We start from the raw sequence: 14,405 nt of genomic DNA on the forward strand, positions 1-14,405 counted from the left end.
GGCAGCGGATCACGCAGGAAAACCGCGCTGCAGCGCGGAGCCGCCGCCGAAGCGCCAACCGGAGAAAACAGCGGAGGCCGAGGGGCCCCGGGATCCGTAAGGACCCAGCGCCCCTCGACCTCTTTTTTCAACCCATCACAGGGCAGCAGTGATTACGCCGCTTCCAGATCACGCCGTGAAGCCATATCCATGAGCACACGCTCGCGCGATTTGTCGATGCCAAGCGCCTTGCGCTTCGCATCGATGTGAGCGACCATCATGCGCGCCATCTCGTAGGGATCCGGTGTGAAGCCCCATGTCCCGAAGCCCATGTCCGCCAGGCCCTCGAAGAGGAGCTTGTGGAACTTGGTCCCTTCGACGATCGGGAAGGTCACACCGAAGACCGTGTAGACCCCGGAGGCCACAAAGTAGTGCCCGATCGAGATGGCCTTTTCGCTCATCCACTCGGGAGCGGCGCCGGCCACCGGCAGATCGGCGATGGATTCCCCCAGTCCGCCGACCCGGACCATTTCCGCGCACGCAATCAGGATCCGGCTGTTGTCGACACAGGACCCCAGTCCGAGGACCGGCGGCATCCCCACGGTCTCGCAGACCTCGCGCAGACCCGCACCGGCCAGATGGGCCGCCTCGGGGGTGTACAGACCCGCTTTGGCGAGGGCGATCTGGGAACAGCCCGTCTGCACCACCAAAACGTCCCGTTTGATCAACTCCTTGACGAGTTCGACGTGGACCCAGTCCTGCTTGACCCGCGGGTTCGTGCAGCCGACGACGCCGGCCACACCGCGGATCCGCCCGTTGATGATGTTGTCGTTCAGCGGGGTGTAGGAAGACCGGAAGCTCCCGCCAAGCATATAGTTGATGTATTCGTGCGAGAACCCGTGGACCCCGAGGTTCCGGATCTGCGGGATCTCGATCGGGAGTTTGCGGTTCTTGAAGCGCACGATCGCGCGTTCGACGATGGCATCGGTGCACTCACGCGGCGCATGCTCTTCGAACTGAATGTGCTCCACCCCCTCGATGTGGCAGCGCGGATTGGTGGTAAACAAGTTCGTCCCATAGCACTCCGCCACCTTCGCCAACCCCTGCTTGATGCACTGGACATCGACGCCCATCGCATCGACGGCCCCGGTGATCAGGATCGCCTCCGTCGACATGAAGTTGCCGGCATGCGGAATACCGTGCCGCGAGAGCATCTCGGCCCCGGAGCAGCACATACCGACCAGGTTGATCCCCTTGGCTCCGGCATCCTTGGCCGCCTGGATCAGAGAGGGATCGTTGACCGAATCCAGCATGGACTCGAACAGGTTCGGCTCATGGCCATGGATAATGACGTTGACCTCGTCCTCTTTGAGGCAGCCCATGTTGACCTCGGCGCGGACGGGGACCGGCGTTCCGAACAGGATGTCGGAGATCTCGGTGGCCACCATGGACCCGCCCCACCCATCCGAAAGGGCCGTACGGCTGCACTGCTTGGTGATGTTTTCATAATGCTGATCCACGCCCATGTGGGTCCGGTGCATCAACTCCATGATCTCGCGCATCGCACCGCGCGGAACCACGCCGTGCTTGCGCCAGGTCTCCAGGGTCTTCTCGGGGACGCGTTTCGCAAACGGGATTTCGCCTTCCACCTGGGTATAGGTGCGCTCGAGTTCATGATACAGGTCCATGGCCATCTCCTCGGGCGTGCGCCCCTCGACCTCGATCCCGATCTCGCGGCAGACCTCCTCGAGCTTGATGGTGTCCTTGATCCGGTATTCTTTGATGTGGCCGTTCACCACCTCGCGAAAAAGGTCCAGCATGCTCATTCCGTGGTCGGTGTGGGCCGCTGCGCCGCTCGCCACCATGCGGGCGAAGTTACGGGCCTGGATCGTGTCGATCGTCGCACCGCATACGCCGACCTTGCCATAGGGATCCTTGGCGTTGAGCCGGCAGGGCCCCATGGAGCAGTGCTTGCAGCAGGCGGAATCCGCCCCGATCGGGCATGCCTTCATCGTCGCCGCGCGGTGGAAAGCCGTCTCCACGCCGTCTTTTTCCGCCTTCCTGAGCATCTGCGCGGTCGCATCACACATCGTCGTCTCTTTGATGTTCAACTGCACGAGTTCATCCTTCTTCTTTTCCTTTTCCATCAGAGATCCTCCTTCTTGGATTATGTTAGCCTTCATGACTAGTAACTATTACTATTAGCTAAACATTTATAAAGCACGTTTCCAAACCGCCAGCAATCCTCCCTTGCCAAACAGAAGCTGGACCAATTCCCAGCCGTCAGCGCCTTTCTCATTCAACATGGCGGACAAAGCTGTCGTCTGGGAGTCCGAAACATCTTCCAAACGGCATTCTCCCTTCTCAGAACAAAAATAGATCACACGGTTGAAATCGGATTCCGCATGACGGGTGATACGGTATTCAAACATCAGTTCCCTTTCCTTGTCTATCGGTGACACATGAGATTTCATCAGAGCATGATCTGCTTGGCCAATCTCTGCGCCAACATACAATCGACTCTCGCGTGGACGTCCCCTAAAAAAACACGGCCGGAACAGCGGATCTCCTTCCTCGAAGAAGATCCGCGCTCTGATCTCATTCCTTTTCGGTCTGCAAAAAGCATTTCGCGAAATCTTTTTCCCCGCCACACCCGGGCGCTTAACGTATGTCGATCCAACTCATCCGACAAGGATTTCTTCTCCTGCCTCGTTCCCATCCGGAAATGATTTTCCGGTAGAACCCAGTTTCCAATCCGGAGATGAGGATTTCGGGCCCATTTCTTCGATCAGCCCGCCGAGAGCTTCTGCCCGACCTCGCGGCCGTAGTCCTGAGCCATCTTGGTCCCGCCGCCAAGGCTTGCGGACTTGAGGCGCAGCGCTGCGCCAACCATGTTCATTTTGAAGATATTCTTCATGGTGTCGAAGATGCGGTCCGGGGCCTCACCGCTCCAACCGAAGGCGCCGAACGACGCTCCGGCCTTGCCCGCCAGCCCGGCCTTTTCAGCAAGGAAGAGCAGCGTTTTCATGCCCTGCATCATCTCCCCATGGTAGGTGGCCGAACCGAATACGTAGGCATCATACCCCCCCAGATCGCCTTCCTTCTTGATCTGGGTCACATTGACCACATTCGCCTCGTGCCCGGAAAAACGAATTCCTTCTGCGATCAGTTCCGCGATGTTTTTGGTCTCGTTGGTTCTGGTGGCATAAACGACCAAGGCCTTTCCCATGCGTGCAACCTCCAGGCGGCACGGTTGAGACCGCCCGCTTCCCACAGGTTCATTCGACTTCTTCGATCTCGACCTTGCCTTTCAGCTTCGCTCCGCAATGCGGGCAGAGGATCTCGACCTCCTCCTCATTGCCGATAAACTTCTCCCGCAGTTTTTCAGGGCCGAGAAAGGTAACATCCCCGCAGGCACAAGCAGGGCACTCCGCCCGCACCCGGTACTTTTTCTCCGACATGTCCCGCTCCTCCTCTTCCGTAAAGGGTAAACCGAAATGATGCCCCGCCATCCAGCGGTGAATTCTCTTGCCCGCGCAGCCCTCCGGTCCGAAAACAAAGCTCTTTCATCCGCCGCTTCGCGATCTGAATTCTACCATTTCCCGGAAGGGCCCGGTTTCTTCGCGTGTTGCGGGTGCTCACTCCCGCCCCCGCGAGGCGGCGGGTCCCGACAGGGCCGCTGCCAAAGAAACCAGGCGCTTACGCGCTGCGCATCTGCAGGAGGCCCTTGCCTAGTCGAACACGCCGCCAAACGCAGCGGTGCGCCCCAGGAGCCGCTGGCGCATGGAGGCTATTTCAACCTGGGATCGCTGCCCGTCTGCCCGCAGTCAGGGATATAGCAGGAGACGTCCACGAACTCGCACTTCTTCTTGCACATAGGACACGTCTCGGGCGGCGTCTCCGCCTTCACCGTATAACCGCATTCCTTGCATTTCCAATCGCCCATATCCGCCTCCCTTCTCATCATCCGCCGCAGATCGCCGCGCTCCTCGCAGCGCTCGGCTGGATCCTTCCAAAACCCGGTTGGACCCTGGCAACCATTCGGACGGGGGCACCATTCCCCGCCTGCTTAGGCCTTCCAAAGACCGTGAAGATTGCAGTACTCCCTGGCTACAATGGATGCCGCATCGATCTTGAAGACAGCCTCCGGTGCGGCTCCGGGCTCCAGGAACTGCCGATAGGCCTTGCCGTCCGCGATGACCTCTACCCACTGGATGTAATGCTTCTCCTCCATCGGATGCGGCACGCTGCCGACCTTGACCTTGAAGCCGCCGTCAGGGAGCTTCTCGATGACCGGAACATGCTTTTCCTTCGCCGCATCGACCGTGTTTTCCTTGAAGAGCTTCATCGGCTGTCCACAGCAGACCAGTTCCCCCGCTCCGCCAAAAAGAACTTCGACAATATTGCCGCACACATCACATTTATAGATTTCAAGCTTCTGAGCCATCGGTATTCCTCCTTTTCAATGGATGGTTGTCGTTTACCGTTCTACAACGGCTATTCCAGACTTGCGTATGGTTCGATCTTTGAAGATTGCACGAGGTGGCTCCCAGGCCGATTCGAGCGCGTCGGGGATTCCCAGAAGCCCCCGATCTTCCGGTTCGGATTCAATTTGCGAGGGCGCGCACCGCCGCAAGAACCGCCTCGTAATCCGGCTCATGCGTCAATTCTTTTACGGTTTGCACGTAACGGACCACCCCGCTCTGGTCCACCACGAAGACCATCCTGGCCAGGAGCCGCAGCTCTTTGATCAAAGCCCCGTAAGCCTTGCCGAACTCCGCGTCTCGGTAATCGGAAAGCGTAACGACCCGATCCACGCCCGCCGCTCCACACCATCTCTTCTGGGCGAAAGGAAGATCCATGCTGATCGTCAGAATCACCACGTCATCCGAGAGCCGGCCCGCCTCGTCATTGAAGCGCCTGGTCTCCATATCGCACACCGGCGTATCCAACGACGGCACAGCCGATATAACGACGATCTTTCCGGAATAGGACGAAAAACGCACCGGTTGGAGATCGTTGTCCATAACGACAAAGTCGGGCGCCTGGTCACCGGCTTTGACCTCCCCGCCGAGCAAAGTCAGCGGGTTTCCCTTCATGGTAACAACTCCGCTACGCTCTTCCATATCTCCTCCTTTCTCATTCCTGTTCTATCATCCTGCAAGAGGCCTTCGGTCTTTCGCGCTCAGCCATCCACCCCGTTCACGAGGCCGGCGACCGGCAACGGCCTTTCACAGGGCCGCTGACCAGCAGCAGCCACCGCAAGAGTGCAGGGATCCATCCCTGGAACACCTCTCTCCGATCCGATTGAGCCGTACGCCGTTTCAGGCCGGAGAGCGCCTGCTCAGGCCTCTGCTTCCTTCTCGTTTTCGAGGTTTTCGGCGCCGGGAACAGCATCCTCCACCGGAAGCGTCTCCCCTTTTGCACGGCATTCAGCGCAAATGCCCAAAAATTCAAGGCGGTGCCCGAAGATGCCGTACTTGGTCAACTTCCCCATCGCCGATTCAAGATTCCCAACGGAGTCTTTCACCATGTCGACGGGCGCATCTTCAATTTTGCCGCATTTTATACACGTGACGTGATAATGCTCCTTCGTATTGCAGTCGAAGTGCATCTGAGGAAAATCCGGCTCGAGTTTCCGGATCATTCCGCATGAGGCCAGAATATCCAGATTGCGATAGACCGTTCCCATACTGATCCTGGGCAGGCGCTTCCTCACCGCCTCGTAAATGGAGTCGGCCGTCGGGTGGCAATCCATCTTGCGGATCTCTTCGAGGATCACCTCCCTTTGCCGTGTCATTCGATGTGAAGTCCCTGCCGTCATAGTTTTGCCGCCTAATTAGGAATCATTCCTAATTTTTAAAGCCTGCCTCCCATGATGTCAAGGTAATTTTCGTCTGCGCACCGCCCCCCGCCTCAGATTCCCTCCTTCGCGACGGACCCTGGACCCGCCAAAGGTCTGAACATCTTTTTGCCCGCGCCGCAGACGGGGCATTTCCAATCATCCGGAAGATCCTGGAAACGGGTTCCCTTGGGAACCTTCCCTTTGCGATCCCCCCGGTCGGGGTCGTATATGTACCCACAGTTTACCGTTTGGCATTGATACATGTCCTCTGGCGCCGCCATATCATCCTCCTGGCCGGCGTGTCATCACCGCCGGCGTATTGTGAGCTTCGGGTTCACTTCAATTCCGCCTCGATTCGAAGCGTCGATTCGAAGCTGCGCGCCTTCTCCCAGCCGGCGCAGCGAAAGGCCTCGTTCCTTGCGGGGGTCCTCAGTTTGCGCCGGCGCAGAACGACTAATCAACCCTCACAAAAGCCTTCGACTTGGCGCCGCACACGGGGCAGGTGTCGGGCGCTTCGTTTTCAATGGTATACCCGCAGACCGAGCAGACGTAATAACAGTCGACGTCGGGCGGATTGCCAAGGCTCTGCAGGGCGTTCTGATAGAGATTCGCATGCACCTGCTCCACCGCGTTGGCATAGGAGAAGGACCTCTCGGCGGCCTTGTTCCCCTCGGCCCTAGCCGTTTCGATCATCTCCGGGTACATCTCTTTGAATTCGTGGGTCTCTCCGTTGATGGCGGCCTTCAAATTCTCGGCGGTGCCCTTGATTTCACCGAGCACCCTCAGATGCGCGTGCGCATGCACCGTCTCGGCCTCAGCCGCAGCGCGGAACAGCTTGGCCGCCTGCGGGTATCCTTCCTTGTCGGCCTGCTTCGCAAATGCCAGATACTTCCGGTTGGCCTGTGATTCACCGGCAAAAGCCTCTCTCAGATTTTGCTCTGTCTTGCTCATTTCTTTTTTCCTCCGTTTCTGACAGATTTCAAATCCTGTTCATCCGGTTAGACGTCGACCCCGTCTTCTTCTGCGAAAAAAACGGGAACCTCACCGTTATTCCTTCCACCAGCCTTTGCGGATGTGCGCCTCACGCTCCTTTTCCGCGAGCTGTCTTATCCGGAATGCGCTGTCCCTCAACACCCCGTAAAGGATGCCGCAGCTCGAATCCTCCCTCACCTCGTCACCCTCGTCCGCCAGAGCAATCATGCGCTCGGTCAATTCCAGCGTCTTTTTGATGGTGCGGTCGCATGGCTTCATCGGCATCCACCCGTCCCAGGGCCTTCCGTTTCATTTCTTGAGAAAATCATTACAAAATACGTGCCAAGAATATCCTTCGGAGCGCTCCTCCCCGAAGGGCCGGCATGCGGAACTCCACAGCCCGGCAGCTTCCGCCCCCCTCGGCCCTTCAGGCGCGCGAAACCCTTGTAAACAAAGGCGCACCGCTCGAGCGTGCTTTGGATCGAGGCAAAGACCGGCAGGGCGCAATCATCACGGCCTTGCCCTGCGCCGCAAGGGGCGTCCGTTCCGAGGCGTACCACAGCCCTGCAGTTGAGACATAGGCGAGACACTTCTCGCCGAGACACTTCTCGCCCTTCTCCAGTTCCCGGACGGCGCAGGATTCAGCGAGCCCGTCGCTGCGACGGCTGACCATGCCGGCCTTCCGCTGCAGACCTGCGAGGCGCGGCCACGGTCGCCGTTTCATTCGTTTGAAGGCTCGGTTCTGGGAAAACTCGGGAAGGACTCGGGAAGATCATCGATGAGACAAAAGTGTATCATGAGACACCACCGTTCTCCGCAAGAAAACGGTACAAGGTCGCACGCCCCACCCCAAGCAGACGCGCCGCCTTGGCCTTGTTGCCGCCGCTCCGCTCCAAAGCTGAACGAACCCCTTCGCCTGTGAGTTTTTTAGGCCGGCGCTTCGGCCCGGCCTGGCTGCCCGTGTGCCTCAGTTCGAAAGGGAGGTCCTTGGTTTGTATCAAACGCCCGGTGGCGTGGACCAGAGCGAAGCGAATGGCGCTCTGCAGCTCGCGCACATTACCGGGCCATTCGTAATCCATCATGGCCGCCATGGCCTCTTGCGAGACAACGGCCTGTCTGCCGGCGTCCGACGCGGCCTTTTCGAGAAAATGCCGCACGAGCAGGGGGATGTCTCCGCGCCTTTCGCGCAGCGGCGGGAGGTGGATCGGAACCACGTAAATCCTGTAGTAGAGGTCTTCCCGGAACCGCCGCGCCTCGACAAACGCTTTCAGGTCCTGGTTCGTCGCGCTGATGATGCGGACATCCGCTGCAACGGACCCCTCGGCGCCGACGCGCTCGAAGCGGCCTTCCTGCAAAACCCGCAAAAGCCTCGCCTGAACGCTCTGCGGCATATCCGCCACCTCATCGAGAAACAGGGTCCCGCCGGCTGCCAGTTCGAAGCGGCCCTTTCTGCTCCGCACCGCTCCGGTAAAAGCCCCTTTGACGTGTCCGAAGAGTTCGCTCTCGAGGACCCCCTCCGGCAGCGCCGCGCAGTTCACCGGTACGAAGGGCCCTCCTCCGCGGCGGCTTTCGTTGTGGATCGCCACGGCCACCAACTCCTTTCCCGTGCCTGTTTCACCGCTGATGTGCACGGGATAGTCGACAATCGCAAGATCTCGAATGCGGCGGTAGACATGAATCATCTTCTGATCCCGCCCGACGATCCCGGCAAAGCTCTCGATCTCCCCCAGCTGCAGCTTCAAATCCACGAGGTCGGTGATGTCCCGGAACGCGGCGATGACCCCCACGAAGCGCTGCCGGTCATCCCGCATCGGCGTCACGCGCATCTCCAGCTGGCGCTGCCCGCCTCCCAGGTGGGTGATATGAAGCGGGTATTCCACGTCTTGCATATCGCGGGGCGTCTCCTCCGCAAAAGCGCAACGCTCGCCGCAGAAGGGCCGTCCGAATGCCTCGTGGCAGTCCCGGCCGACCACCTGCTCCCGCTTGTATCCTGTGATTTCCTCGGCCGCCCGGTTGAAAAAAAGAATGCGCCTGGAGGTGTCGTGCGCTATGATGCCCTCCGCAAGATTGTCGAGGATGCGCTCCAGGTTTTTCTGGTGGGTGATGAGCATTTCGAGGGGGTAGTCTTTCATCGGGGTCCTTCTTGCTTTGGGGGTGGCCCGGCCTGCCCGTTTCGAGATGCCGGGTTCACACCGGAAATATACTGAAATTGTTCCGCACCGGCAAGGACAAAGACCTTGCGGGAAACCGCCCTGCGCCTGGCGGCACCCGCAGATTGACGCCGAGATTGGCCAAAAAGACCATTTCCGTGGGAACCTTGCGTTCGGACCTGGCCTGTCCGAGACGACCGAACGGAATCTTCTATGAACGGGAAAAACCCGATGGGCCTCAGATTCACCGAAGAGGCCCTCAACATCCCGGAAATGAGGATTTTTGGCCAAGATCAAGGAAATCAAGCGCTTGCGCGGAGGCGACCTCCAGGTCGCCGCACAAGCAAACGCGCAGATTGACGCCGAGATTGGCCAAAAAGACCATTTCCGGAGGAAGGTGGAAGGAGCCATGGACACGATCGAGTACCAACTGCTCGAACCGGGGATCGGGCTGCTGTCGCTGAACCGCCCCCGAAAGTACAACGCCGTCAATTTCCGGATGATGGAGGAGCTCGAGGCGTTCTGGAAGGAGCGTCTCTATGACCTGGACATCCACGTCATCATCCTCCGTGGGAACGGAGAGAGGGGATTCTGCGCGGGCCTCGACATGAAGGAGATCAGGAATGAGGCCCCCGGCATGAACACGGACCAGTTCTACCGTTTTCAGGCCCGTCTGGCGCGCCTCAACCTGGCGATGCGCCAGGCGCCCCAACCTATCGTCGCCATGGTGCATGGGGCCGCAGTCGGGTTGGGGTTCAGCTTCGCGCTGGCATCGGATATCCGGCTGATCAGCCCCGATGCCCGGTTTTCAGCGGCCTACATCAATATCGGACTCGGCGGCGCCGACATGGCTTGCAGCTACCTCCTCCCGCGGCTGATCGGCGGGGGGCGCGCCTACGAATACATGCTGACAGGCAATTTTATGACGGCGGATGAGGCGATGGCGCTCGGGCTGATCAGTCGCATCGTCGAAAAAGAGGCCCTGATGGACACGGCCCTCGAACTCGCCCGAACCATGAACGGGAAGAACCCGATGGGCCTCAGACTCACCAAGGAGGCCATCAACGTCAATATGGACACTGGAGGACTGGAGCAGGCGTTGCACATGGAGGATCGCAACCAAACCCTGCTCCTCGCGAGGAGCCTCCTTGACAAAAAAGGCAAATCCAGCCGCTACTTCTGAAACCGAGGGGTTAAAAAACGGCAACACGCCCCCGTCGCAGGCGGCCTGAAAACCGGCCGGTGTGATCGAGCTCCCGGCATGTTCCTGCAACGCCGAAAACCGGCAAGGGTGTTTTGTCATTGCCAAACACCGGCAGCTGTCCCTATAATATTTATAAAGCGGCAACCAAGCTGCCGCACATTTTTCCTGGAAAAGAGCCTCTGTAAAAACCTTTGTCCGTCCGTCCCCGACCCTGCCGCAGCGGCAGGCAGTCGCGGCGGTTGCTGGATCGAAAACGTGCCATCCGGACCTGAAAACCGCCTGAGCACTTTAACCATCTTGCCCATTGAGGGTTTAACCATGCCATCGCAATCGAGCGCTGCAAAGAATCCAAAACCAATACAGGAGGAACGAGATGTTCTTATCGGCGAAATCCTTTACCAGATACGCCGTTTGGGACAGGCAGGAACACTTTACTCGAAAGAGTTGATGAAATACCATCAGATCAGCACTCCGCAGTTGAACTGCATCCTCGCCCTGCATGCCAACGGGCCCATTCCCGCCTCTCAGATCGCGCGCCTGATCCTCGTGAAATCCAGCACGGTCACCGGCATCATCGACCGGCTGGAACAAAAGGGCCTTGTCCGGCGCGTCCGCAACTCGCCCGACCGCCGGGTCATCATGATCGAACTGACCGAGGCAGGTGAATCCCTGGCCATGAACGCCCCGCCGCCTGTTCAGCGCAAAATCATGGAAGGCCTCCGGAAACTCCCCCGGACTGAGGTCGAAAACATCCAGAAGGGGCTGCACACCTTGACAGGCATGCTCGACATGCCCGACCTGGCCGATCTCGAGATGGAGGATCCCGGCGAACCTATCGAAGAGGAACCCCGGGTAGACCTGCCACACCGGTAATGGCCGGCATCCTTTTCTTCACTTGTCAACCCTCCCCCTTGACAAGTGATTTTTTTTGACGTAATATTTTGAGCTGAAACTATTTTGTGTGATTTGATTTTTCCACAAAATATCAAACAGGCTAACCCTTTTCACCACCGACTCCCCTGATGGGGAGCCTCCTCTTTCGCCTGATCCGGCGCCCTGCCGGAAAGAACAGCGTCCCCACCGGCAGGGATTCCACGCCGACAGGTGCATGAAAGGGATGTTTCTCCATCCGGAGACGGCTGACTCGGTCGACGACGACCCCCGCTTCCCATACGGAAAGGGGGGGTCTGAGAGATCTCCCGGTTGAGCGAAGGAGATTCGAAAACCGCCGAACAAGCAAACAGGCACCTTGGCGCCGAGATTGGCTGAAAGACCATTTCCGGGTGGAACGTAATCTAACCTGCAAACAAGGAGAATGACGTGGAACGTATGAGAGAAGACCAGGTAGCGCAGTCCAAGGCCGCTCTGGGAGAAGACACCGTTCAGATGCTCCTCAGGGTCCATGAAGACGCCCTGTGGATCCTCGAAAACCTGGGCGTCGGCTGCCGGCAGCCCGATATCCAGGCGGCCTTCAAAGCCTATGAAAACGACGGTCTCGGTTTTGTTTATGAGGACCGGATCTTCGTAACCAGGGATCTGGTGCAGCGATGTCTCAAAACCGTCCCCGGCCTGGATGACTTCTTCGTGCCCCAAAACAGCTTCTTCATCGGCGGCACCGCACCTTACGTTTACGACGATCAAAAAGGACAGGGCGGGATCTTTCCGAACACGGATTACGCAAAGGAGATCGCGAGGATCGCCCAGGCGAACGACGCCGTCGCCGGCATGGGTCGGGGCATCAAACTGAAAGACGAAGTCGAGCAGATGTCCTTGATGTCCGAGATCTGTTCCAAGCCCCTCTACTTCGCCGTCACTTCCGATGCCGCACTCGCCCGGGCTCAAGAGATCCACCAGCAGAGGAAGGACATCATGATCGTTTTCTGCCTGACCCGCCCACCTCTCGAGGTCAACGAGAACTTCTCCGAGCACTTCGTCAAGGTGGTGCGGGCCGGCCTCCCGGTCTTTGTCTCGGCTATGCCCATGGCGGGCATCAGCGCCCCCTATTGCTACAACGGGGTGCTGGCCATGACCCACGCCGAAGTGCTCTTTGGCCTTTGCGCGGCGCAGCTGCTGAATCCGGGTATCACCTGCATCCACGCCGGCTTCCCGACGATCGCCGACCCGCGCATCGAATACAATCCGAACTACGGGCTTGTGAGCCACTTTCTGCTCAACATCCTGATGAGCCACCTGAATCTCATGCTGGATCTCCCCACGTGTCAAAGCGCCGGAACCACCCACGAAGAGCATCTGACCGACAGGGCCTATCAGGACGCCATGGCCGGGCAGGCGATGTGCATGAAGTACGGCTTTCACATGATGCGCCACCCTTTTGCCTTTCTCCGCTACCTGATCGATTTCTCCTTCGAAAAACTCGACAAGGCAAGCAAGCTCTCAAAGGAGATCACCGCCACCGACGCCCCTCTGATCGAGATGCCGGTCTACGACGAGAGGGGCATGGAGTCGATCCAGCACATCGGCCTCGGCATGTACATGGAGGACCCCCTGACCACCGCGAACCTCGGGAAAGTCTTCGAGAACTGAGAACGCCCTTCTTTCAGTCGGCAATATTTCGAAACTTCTTTCGAATTTCTTGTGATAGGAGGCCGCCATGTGTGGTATTGCGGGGTGCATAGGCACCACAGATACGGAAACCGTCAACCGGATGCTGGACGCGTTGGGTCATCGCGGACCCGATGACCGGGGAATCCATCCCCGGGAGAACCTGGTATTCGGACACACCCGTCTTTCGATTGTAGACGTCGCCAAAGGACATCAGCCGATTCTGGCCAATGGGGGCAGCGCGGGGATCATCTGCAATGGGGAGATCTATAATTTCCGTCAACTCAAACATTCACTGCGGCCCAAACATTCCTTCAAGACCGATTCCGACACCGAAGTGATCCTGCACCTCTATCAGGAAAAAGGACCCGAATGCGTGAAGGAATTGGATGGCATGTTCGCCTTCGCCCTCTTCGACAACGATGCATTCCTGATGGCCCGCGACCCGATCGGCATCAAACCCCTCTATTACGGCTACCGGCAGGGCGCCCTCTACTTCACATCGGAGCTGGGCGCCATGACCCTGGCCGGTGTCGACGAGGTCCATGAATTTCCGGCCGGGCATTACTACACCCCCGAGAGCGGATTCGTCCGCTACTACGACATCCCGCCCATCGAGGATCACCTCTTGACGGACATCGAACCGGTCTGCCGCAGGATCCGGGAGACCTTCGTCCGGGCCGTCAAGAAAAGGCTCCTCGCCGACTCGGAGGTCCCGGTCGGATCGTTTTGCAGCGGCGGCCTCGACAGCAGTCTCGTTGCCGCCATCGCGGCCGAGGAAATCCCCAACCTGCACACCTTCGTAGTCGGGATGAAGGATGCCTCAGGGGATGTCAGCGATGACGTCAAGGCAGCAAAGATCGCCGCTGCGCATATCGGATCCACCCATCATGAGCTGCTCTTTACGGAAGCGGAATATCACGAGGCGCTGCCGCTCGTAATCCAGAAGCTCGAGACCTACGACCCGTCGCTGGTCCGCTGCGCCGTCCCCTGCTATTTCACCTGCAAACTCGCCGCCCGTTACGTCACGGTCGTGCTCACAGGGGAAGGGGCCGACGAACTCTTCACGGGCTACCACTACATGAAGCACTTCCCGTTCGATAAACTCAATCTGGAAGCCCGCCGCTGCATCGGCAATCTCCACAACATCAATCTGCAGCGCGCGGACCGTATGGGGATGCATTTTAATCTGGAACTGCGGGTCCCGTTCCTGGATGTCGACATGATCGACCTCAGTATGAAGATCCCCGCCGAACTCAAAATCCGAGAGCACCACGGGGCCAAGATCGAAAAATGGATCCTGCGCATGGCATTCGAAGACACCGACTATCTCCCGGACGACATCCTGTGGCGTTACAAGGTGCAGTACACCCAGGGAGCGGGCTGTGAAAGCCTGGGTGAACAGATGGCCGAAGCAGCCATGAGCGACGAAGAATATCTGCAAATCAGGGCGGAAAACCCCGAGGCTGTCATCAGCAGCAAGGAAGCCGCCTACTATTTCAAGATCTTTCGGGAATTTCACCCGCAGGACTCCATCCTGGGGTCCATCGGCATCTGGACCGGCTTCGATTTCGCTGAAGAGCGGGAGAAGGTCAAAGGGACCGTTGACGGTGAACTGAAACACGACCACTCGCAGGACCAAGAAGACCTGTCGAAGCTCGCCACCGCCTGATCGATCTGCATAACCACCCAA

The 14,405-nt window shown here is 58.7% G+C and carries 17 protein-coding genes; 4 read left to right on the forward strand and 13 right to left on the reverse strand.

The features are described 5' to 3' along the window. Nucleotides 1-152: 152 nt before the first annotated feature. The 13 genes from cooS to H567_RS0110655 all read right to left on the reverse strand — a co-directional run bounded on the left by cooS (nt 153) and on the right by H567_RS0110655 (nt 8,928). Nucleotides 153-2,126: an anaerobic carbon-monoxide dehydrogenase catalytic subunit gene (gene cooS / locus H567_RS0110590; protein WP_035254079.1), complete on the reverse strand. Its 1,974-nt coding sequence runs from the start codon at nt 2,124-2,126 to the stop codon at nt 153-155. Between the two features lie 66 nt (nt 2,127-2,192). Next, a complete protein-coding gene (locus H567_RS0110595) occupies nt 2,193-2,411 on the reverse strand; it encodes a hypothetical protein (protein WP_035254081.1) in 219 nt (72 codons plus the stop codon). A gap of 356 nt (nt 2,412-2,767) precedes the next feature. Then, the gene (locus H567_RS0110605; protein ID WP_028321384.1) at nt 2,768-3,208 is read right to left on the reverse strand and encodes a flavodoxin domain-containing protein; all 441 of its coding nucleotides are present in this window, start codon (nt 3,206-3,208) and stop codon (nt 2,768-2,770) included. A gap of 49 nt (nt 3,209-3,257) precedes the next feature. After that, the gene (locus H567_RS0110610; protein ID WP_153306143.1) at nt 3,258-3,440 is read right to left on the reverse strand and encodes a hypothetical protein; all 183 of its coding nucleotides are present in this window, start codon (nt 3,438-3,440) and stop codon (nt 3,258-3,260) included. A gap of 329 nt (nt 3,441-3,769) precedes the next feature. Then, entirely contained in the window at nt 3,770-3,925 is a 156-nt protein-coding gene (locus H567_RS29170; RefSeq protein WP_167330937.1) for a rubredoxin-like domain-containing protein, read from the reverse strand. A 123-nt stretch (nt 3,926-4,048) separates the two neighbouring features. Beyond that, on the reverse strand, nt 4,049-4,426 hold the full coding sequence (locus H567_RS0110620) for a desulfoferrodoxin (protein WP_028321386.1): 378 nt from the start codon (nt 4,424-4,426) through the stop codon (nt 4,049-4,051). Nucleotides 4,427-4,586: 160 nt separating this feature from the next. Further along, complete coding sequence (gene tpx / locus H567_RS0110625) at nt 4,587-5,105, reverse strand: thiol peroxidase (RefSeq protein WP_028321387.1); 519 nt, start codon at nt 5,103-5,105, stop codon at nt 4,587-4,589. A 218-nt stretch (nt 5,106-5,323) separates the two neighbouring features. Next, nucleotides 5,324-5,779: a Fur family transcriptional regulator gene (locus H567_RS24335; protein ID WP_244155460.1), complete on the reverse strand. Its 456-nt coding sequence runs from the start codon at nt 5,777-5,779 to the stop codon at nt 5,324-5,326. A 116-nt stretch (nt 5,780-5,895) separates the two neighbouring features. Further along, nucleotides 5,896-6,105 carry a rubredoxin gene (locus tag H567_RS0110635; protein ID WP_028321388.1) on the reverse strand — a complete coding sequence of 70 codons (210 nt, stop codon included), beginning with the start codon at nt 6,103-6,105 and terminating at the stop codon, nt 5,896-5,898. Between the two features lie 172 nt (nt 6,106-6,277). Next, nucleotides 6,278-6,775 (reverse strand): rubrerythrin family protein, encoded by a 498-nt coding sequence (locus tag H567_RS0110640; protein ID WP_028321389.1) that lies wholly within the window; start codon nt 6,773-6,775, stop codon nt 6,278-6,280. 96 nt (nt 6,776-6,871) lie between these two features. Next, nucleotides 6,872-7,075 (reverse strand): hypothetical protein, encoded by a 204-nt coding sequence (locus tag H567_RS0110645; protein WP_244155461.1) that lies wholly within the window; start codon nt 7,073-7,075, stop codon nt 6,872-6,874. 148 nt (nt 7,076-7,223) lie between these two features. Continuing rightward, nucleotides 7,224-7,520: a hypothetical protein gene (locus H567_RS28510; RefSeq protein WP_161626604.1), complete on the reverse strand. Its 297-nt coding sequence runs from the start codon at nt 7,518-7,520 to the stop codon at nt 7,224-7,226. A 70-nt stretch (nt 7,521-7,590) separates the two neighbouring features. Then, entirely contained in the window at nt 7,591-8,928 is a 1,338-nt protein-coding gene (locus H567_RS0110655; RefSeq protein ID WP_028321392.1) for a sigma-54 interaction domain-containing protein, read from the reverse strand. Between the two features lie 301 nt (nt 8,929-9,229). Here H567_RS0110655 and H567_RS24345 point away from each other — a divergent pair, with 301 nt between their 5' ends. From H567_RS24345 to asnB, 4 genes are all read left to right on the forward strand, one after another. Next, a complete protein-coding gene (locus H567_RS24345; protein WP_244155462.1) occupies nt 9,230-10,129 on the forward strand; it encodes an enoyl-CoA hydratase/isomerase family protein in 900 nt (299 codons plus the stop codon). Between the two features lie 468 nt (nt 10,130-10,597). Next, on the forward strand, nt 10,598-11,023 hold the full coding sequence (locus H567_RS29010; RefSeq protein WP_051184719.1) for a MarR family winged helix-turn-helix transcriptional regulator: 426 nt from the start codon (nt 10,598-10,600) through the stop codon (nt 11,021-11,023). A gap of 456 nt (nt 11,024-11,479) precedes the next feature. Next, nucleotides 11,480-12,694, forward strand: a complete 1,215-nt coding sequence (locus H567_RS0110670; protein WP_028321393.1) for a trimethylamine--corrinoid methyltransferase — start codon at nt 11,480-11,482, stop codon at nt 12,692-12,694. Nucleotides 12,695-12,761: 67 nt separating this feature from the next. Next, complete coding sequence (gene asnB, locus H567_RS0110675; protein WP_028321394.1) at nt 12,762-14,384, forward strand: asparagine synthase B; 1,623 nt, start codon at nt 12,762-12,764, stop codon at nt 14,382-14,384. Nucleotides 14,385-14,405: the final 21 nt, after the last annotated feature.

Source organism: Desulfatiglans anilini DSM 4660, from assembly GCF_000422285.1.
Taxonomy (GTDB): Bacteria; Desulfobacterota; DSM-4660; order Desulfatiglandales; family Desulfatiglandaceae; genus Desulfatiglans; species Desulfatiglans anilini.

Coding starts and splice junctions, on each gene's coding strand:
- H567_RS28510 (WP_161626604.1), bottom strand. CDS start 7,520: ATGAAACGGCGACCGTGGCCGCGCCTCGCAGGTCTGCAGCGGAAGGCC.
- cooS (WP_035254079.1), bottom strand. CDS start 2,126: ATGGAAAAGGAAAAGAAGAAGGATGAACTCGTGCAGTTGAACATCAAA.
- asnB (WP_028321394.1), top strand. CDS start 12,762: ATGTGTGGTATTGCGGGGTGCATAGGCACCACAGATACGGAAACCGTC.
- H567_RS29170 (WP_167330937.1), bottom strand. CDS start 3,925: ATGGGCGATTGGAAATGCAAGGAATGCGGTTATACGGTGAAGGCGGAG.
- H567_RS0110670 (WP_028321393.1), top strand. CDS start 11,480: ATGAGAGAAGACCAGGTAGCGCAGTCCAAGGCCGCTCTGGGAGAAGAC.
- H567_RS0110635 (WP_028321388.1), bottom strand. CDS start 6,105: ATGGCGGCGCCAGAGGACATGTATCAATGCCAAACGGTAAACTGTGGG.
- H567_RS0110645 (WP_244155461.1), bottom strand. CDS start 7,075: ATGAAGCCATGCGACCGCACCATCAAAAAGACGCTGGAATTGACCGAG.
- tpx (WP_028321387.1), bottom strand. CDS start 5,105: ATGGAAGAGCGTAGCGGAGTTGTTACCATGAAGGGAAACCCGCTGACT.
- H567_RS0110640 (WP_028321389.1), bottom strand. CDS start 6,775: ATGAGCAAGACAGAGCAAAATCTGAGAGAGGCTTTTGCCGGTGAATCA.
- H567_RS29010 (WP_051184719.1), top strand. CDS start 10,598: ATGAAATACCATCAGATCAGCACTCCGCAGTTGAACTGCATCCTCGCC.
- H567_RS0110610 (WP_153306143.1), bottom strand. CDS start 3,440: ATGTCGGAGAAAAAGTACCGGGTGCGGGCGGAGTGCCCTGCTTGTGCC.
- H567_RS0110655 (WP_028321392.1), bottom strand. CDS start 8,928: ATGAAAGACTACCCCCTCGAAATGCTCATCACCCACCAGAAAAACCTG.
- H567_RS24335 (WP_244155460.1), bottom strand. CDS start 5,779: ATGACACGGCAAAGGGAGGTGATCCTCGAAGAGATCCGCAAGATGGAT.
- H567_RS0110595 (WP_035254081.1), bottom strand. CDS start 2,411: ATGTTTGAATACCGTATCACCCGTCATGCGGAATCCGATTTCAACCGT.
- H567_RS0110605 (WP_028321384.1), bottom strand. CDS start 3,208: ATGGGAAAGGCCTTGGTCGTTTATGCCACCAGAACCAACGAGACCAAA.
- H567_RS0110620 (WP_028321386.1), bottom strand. CDS start 4,426: ATGGCTCAGAAGCTTGAAATCTATAAATGTGATGTGTGCGGCAATATT.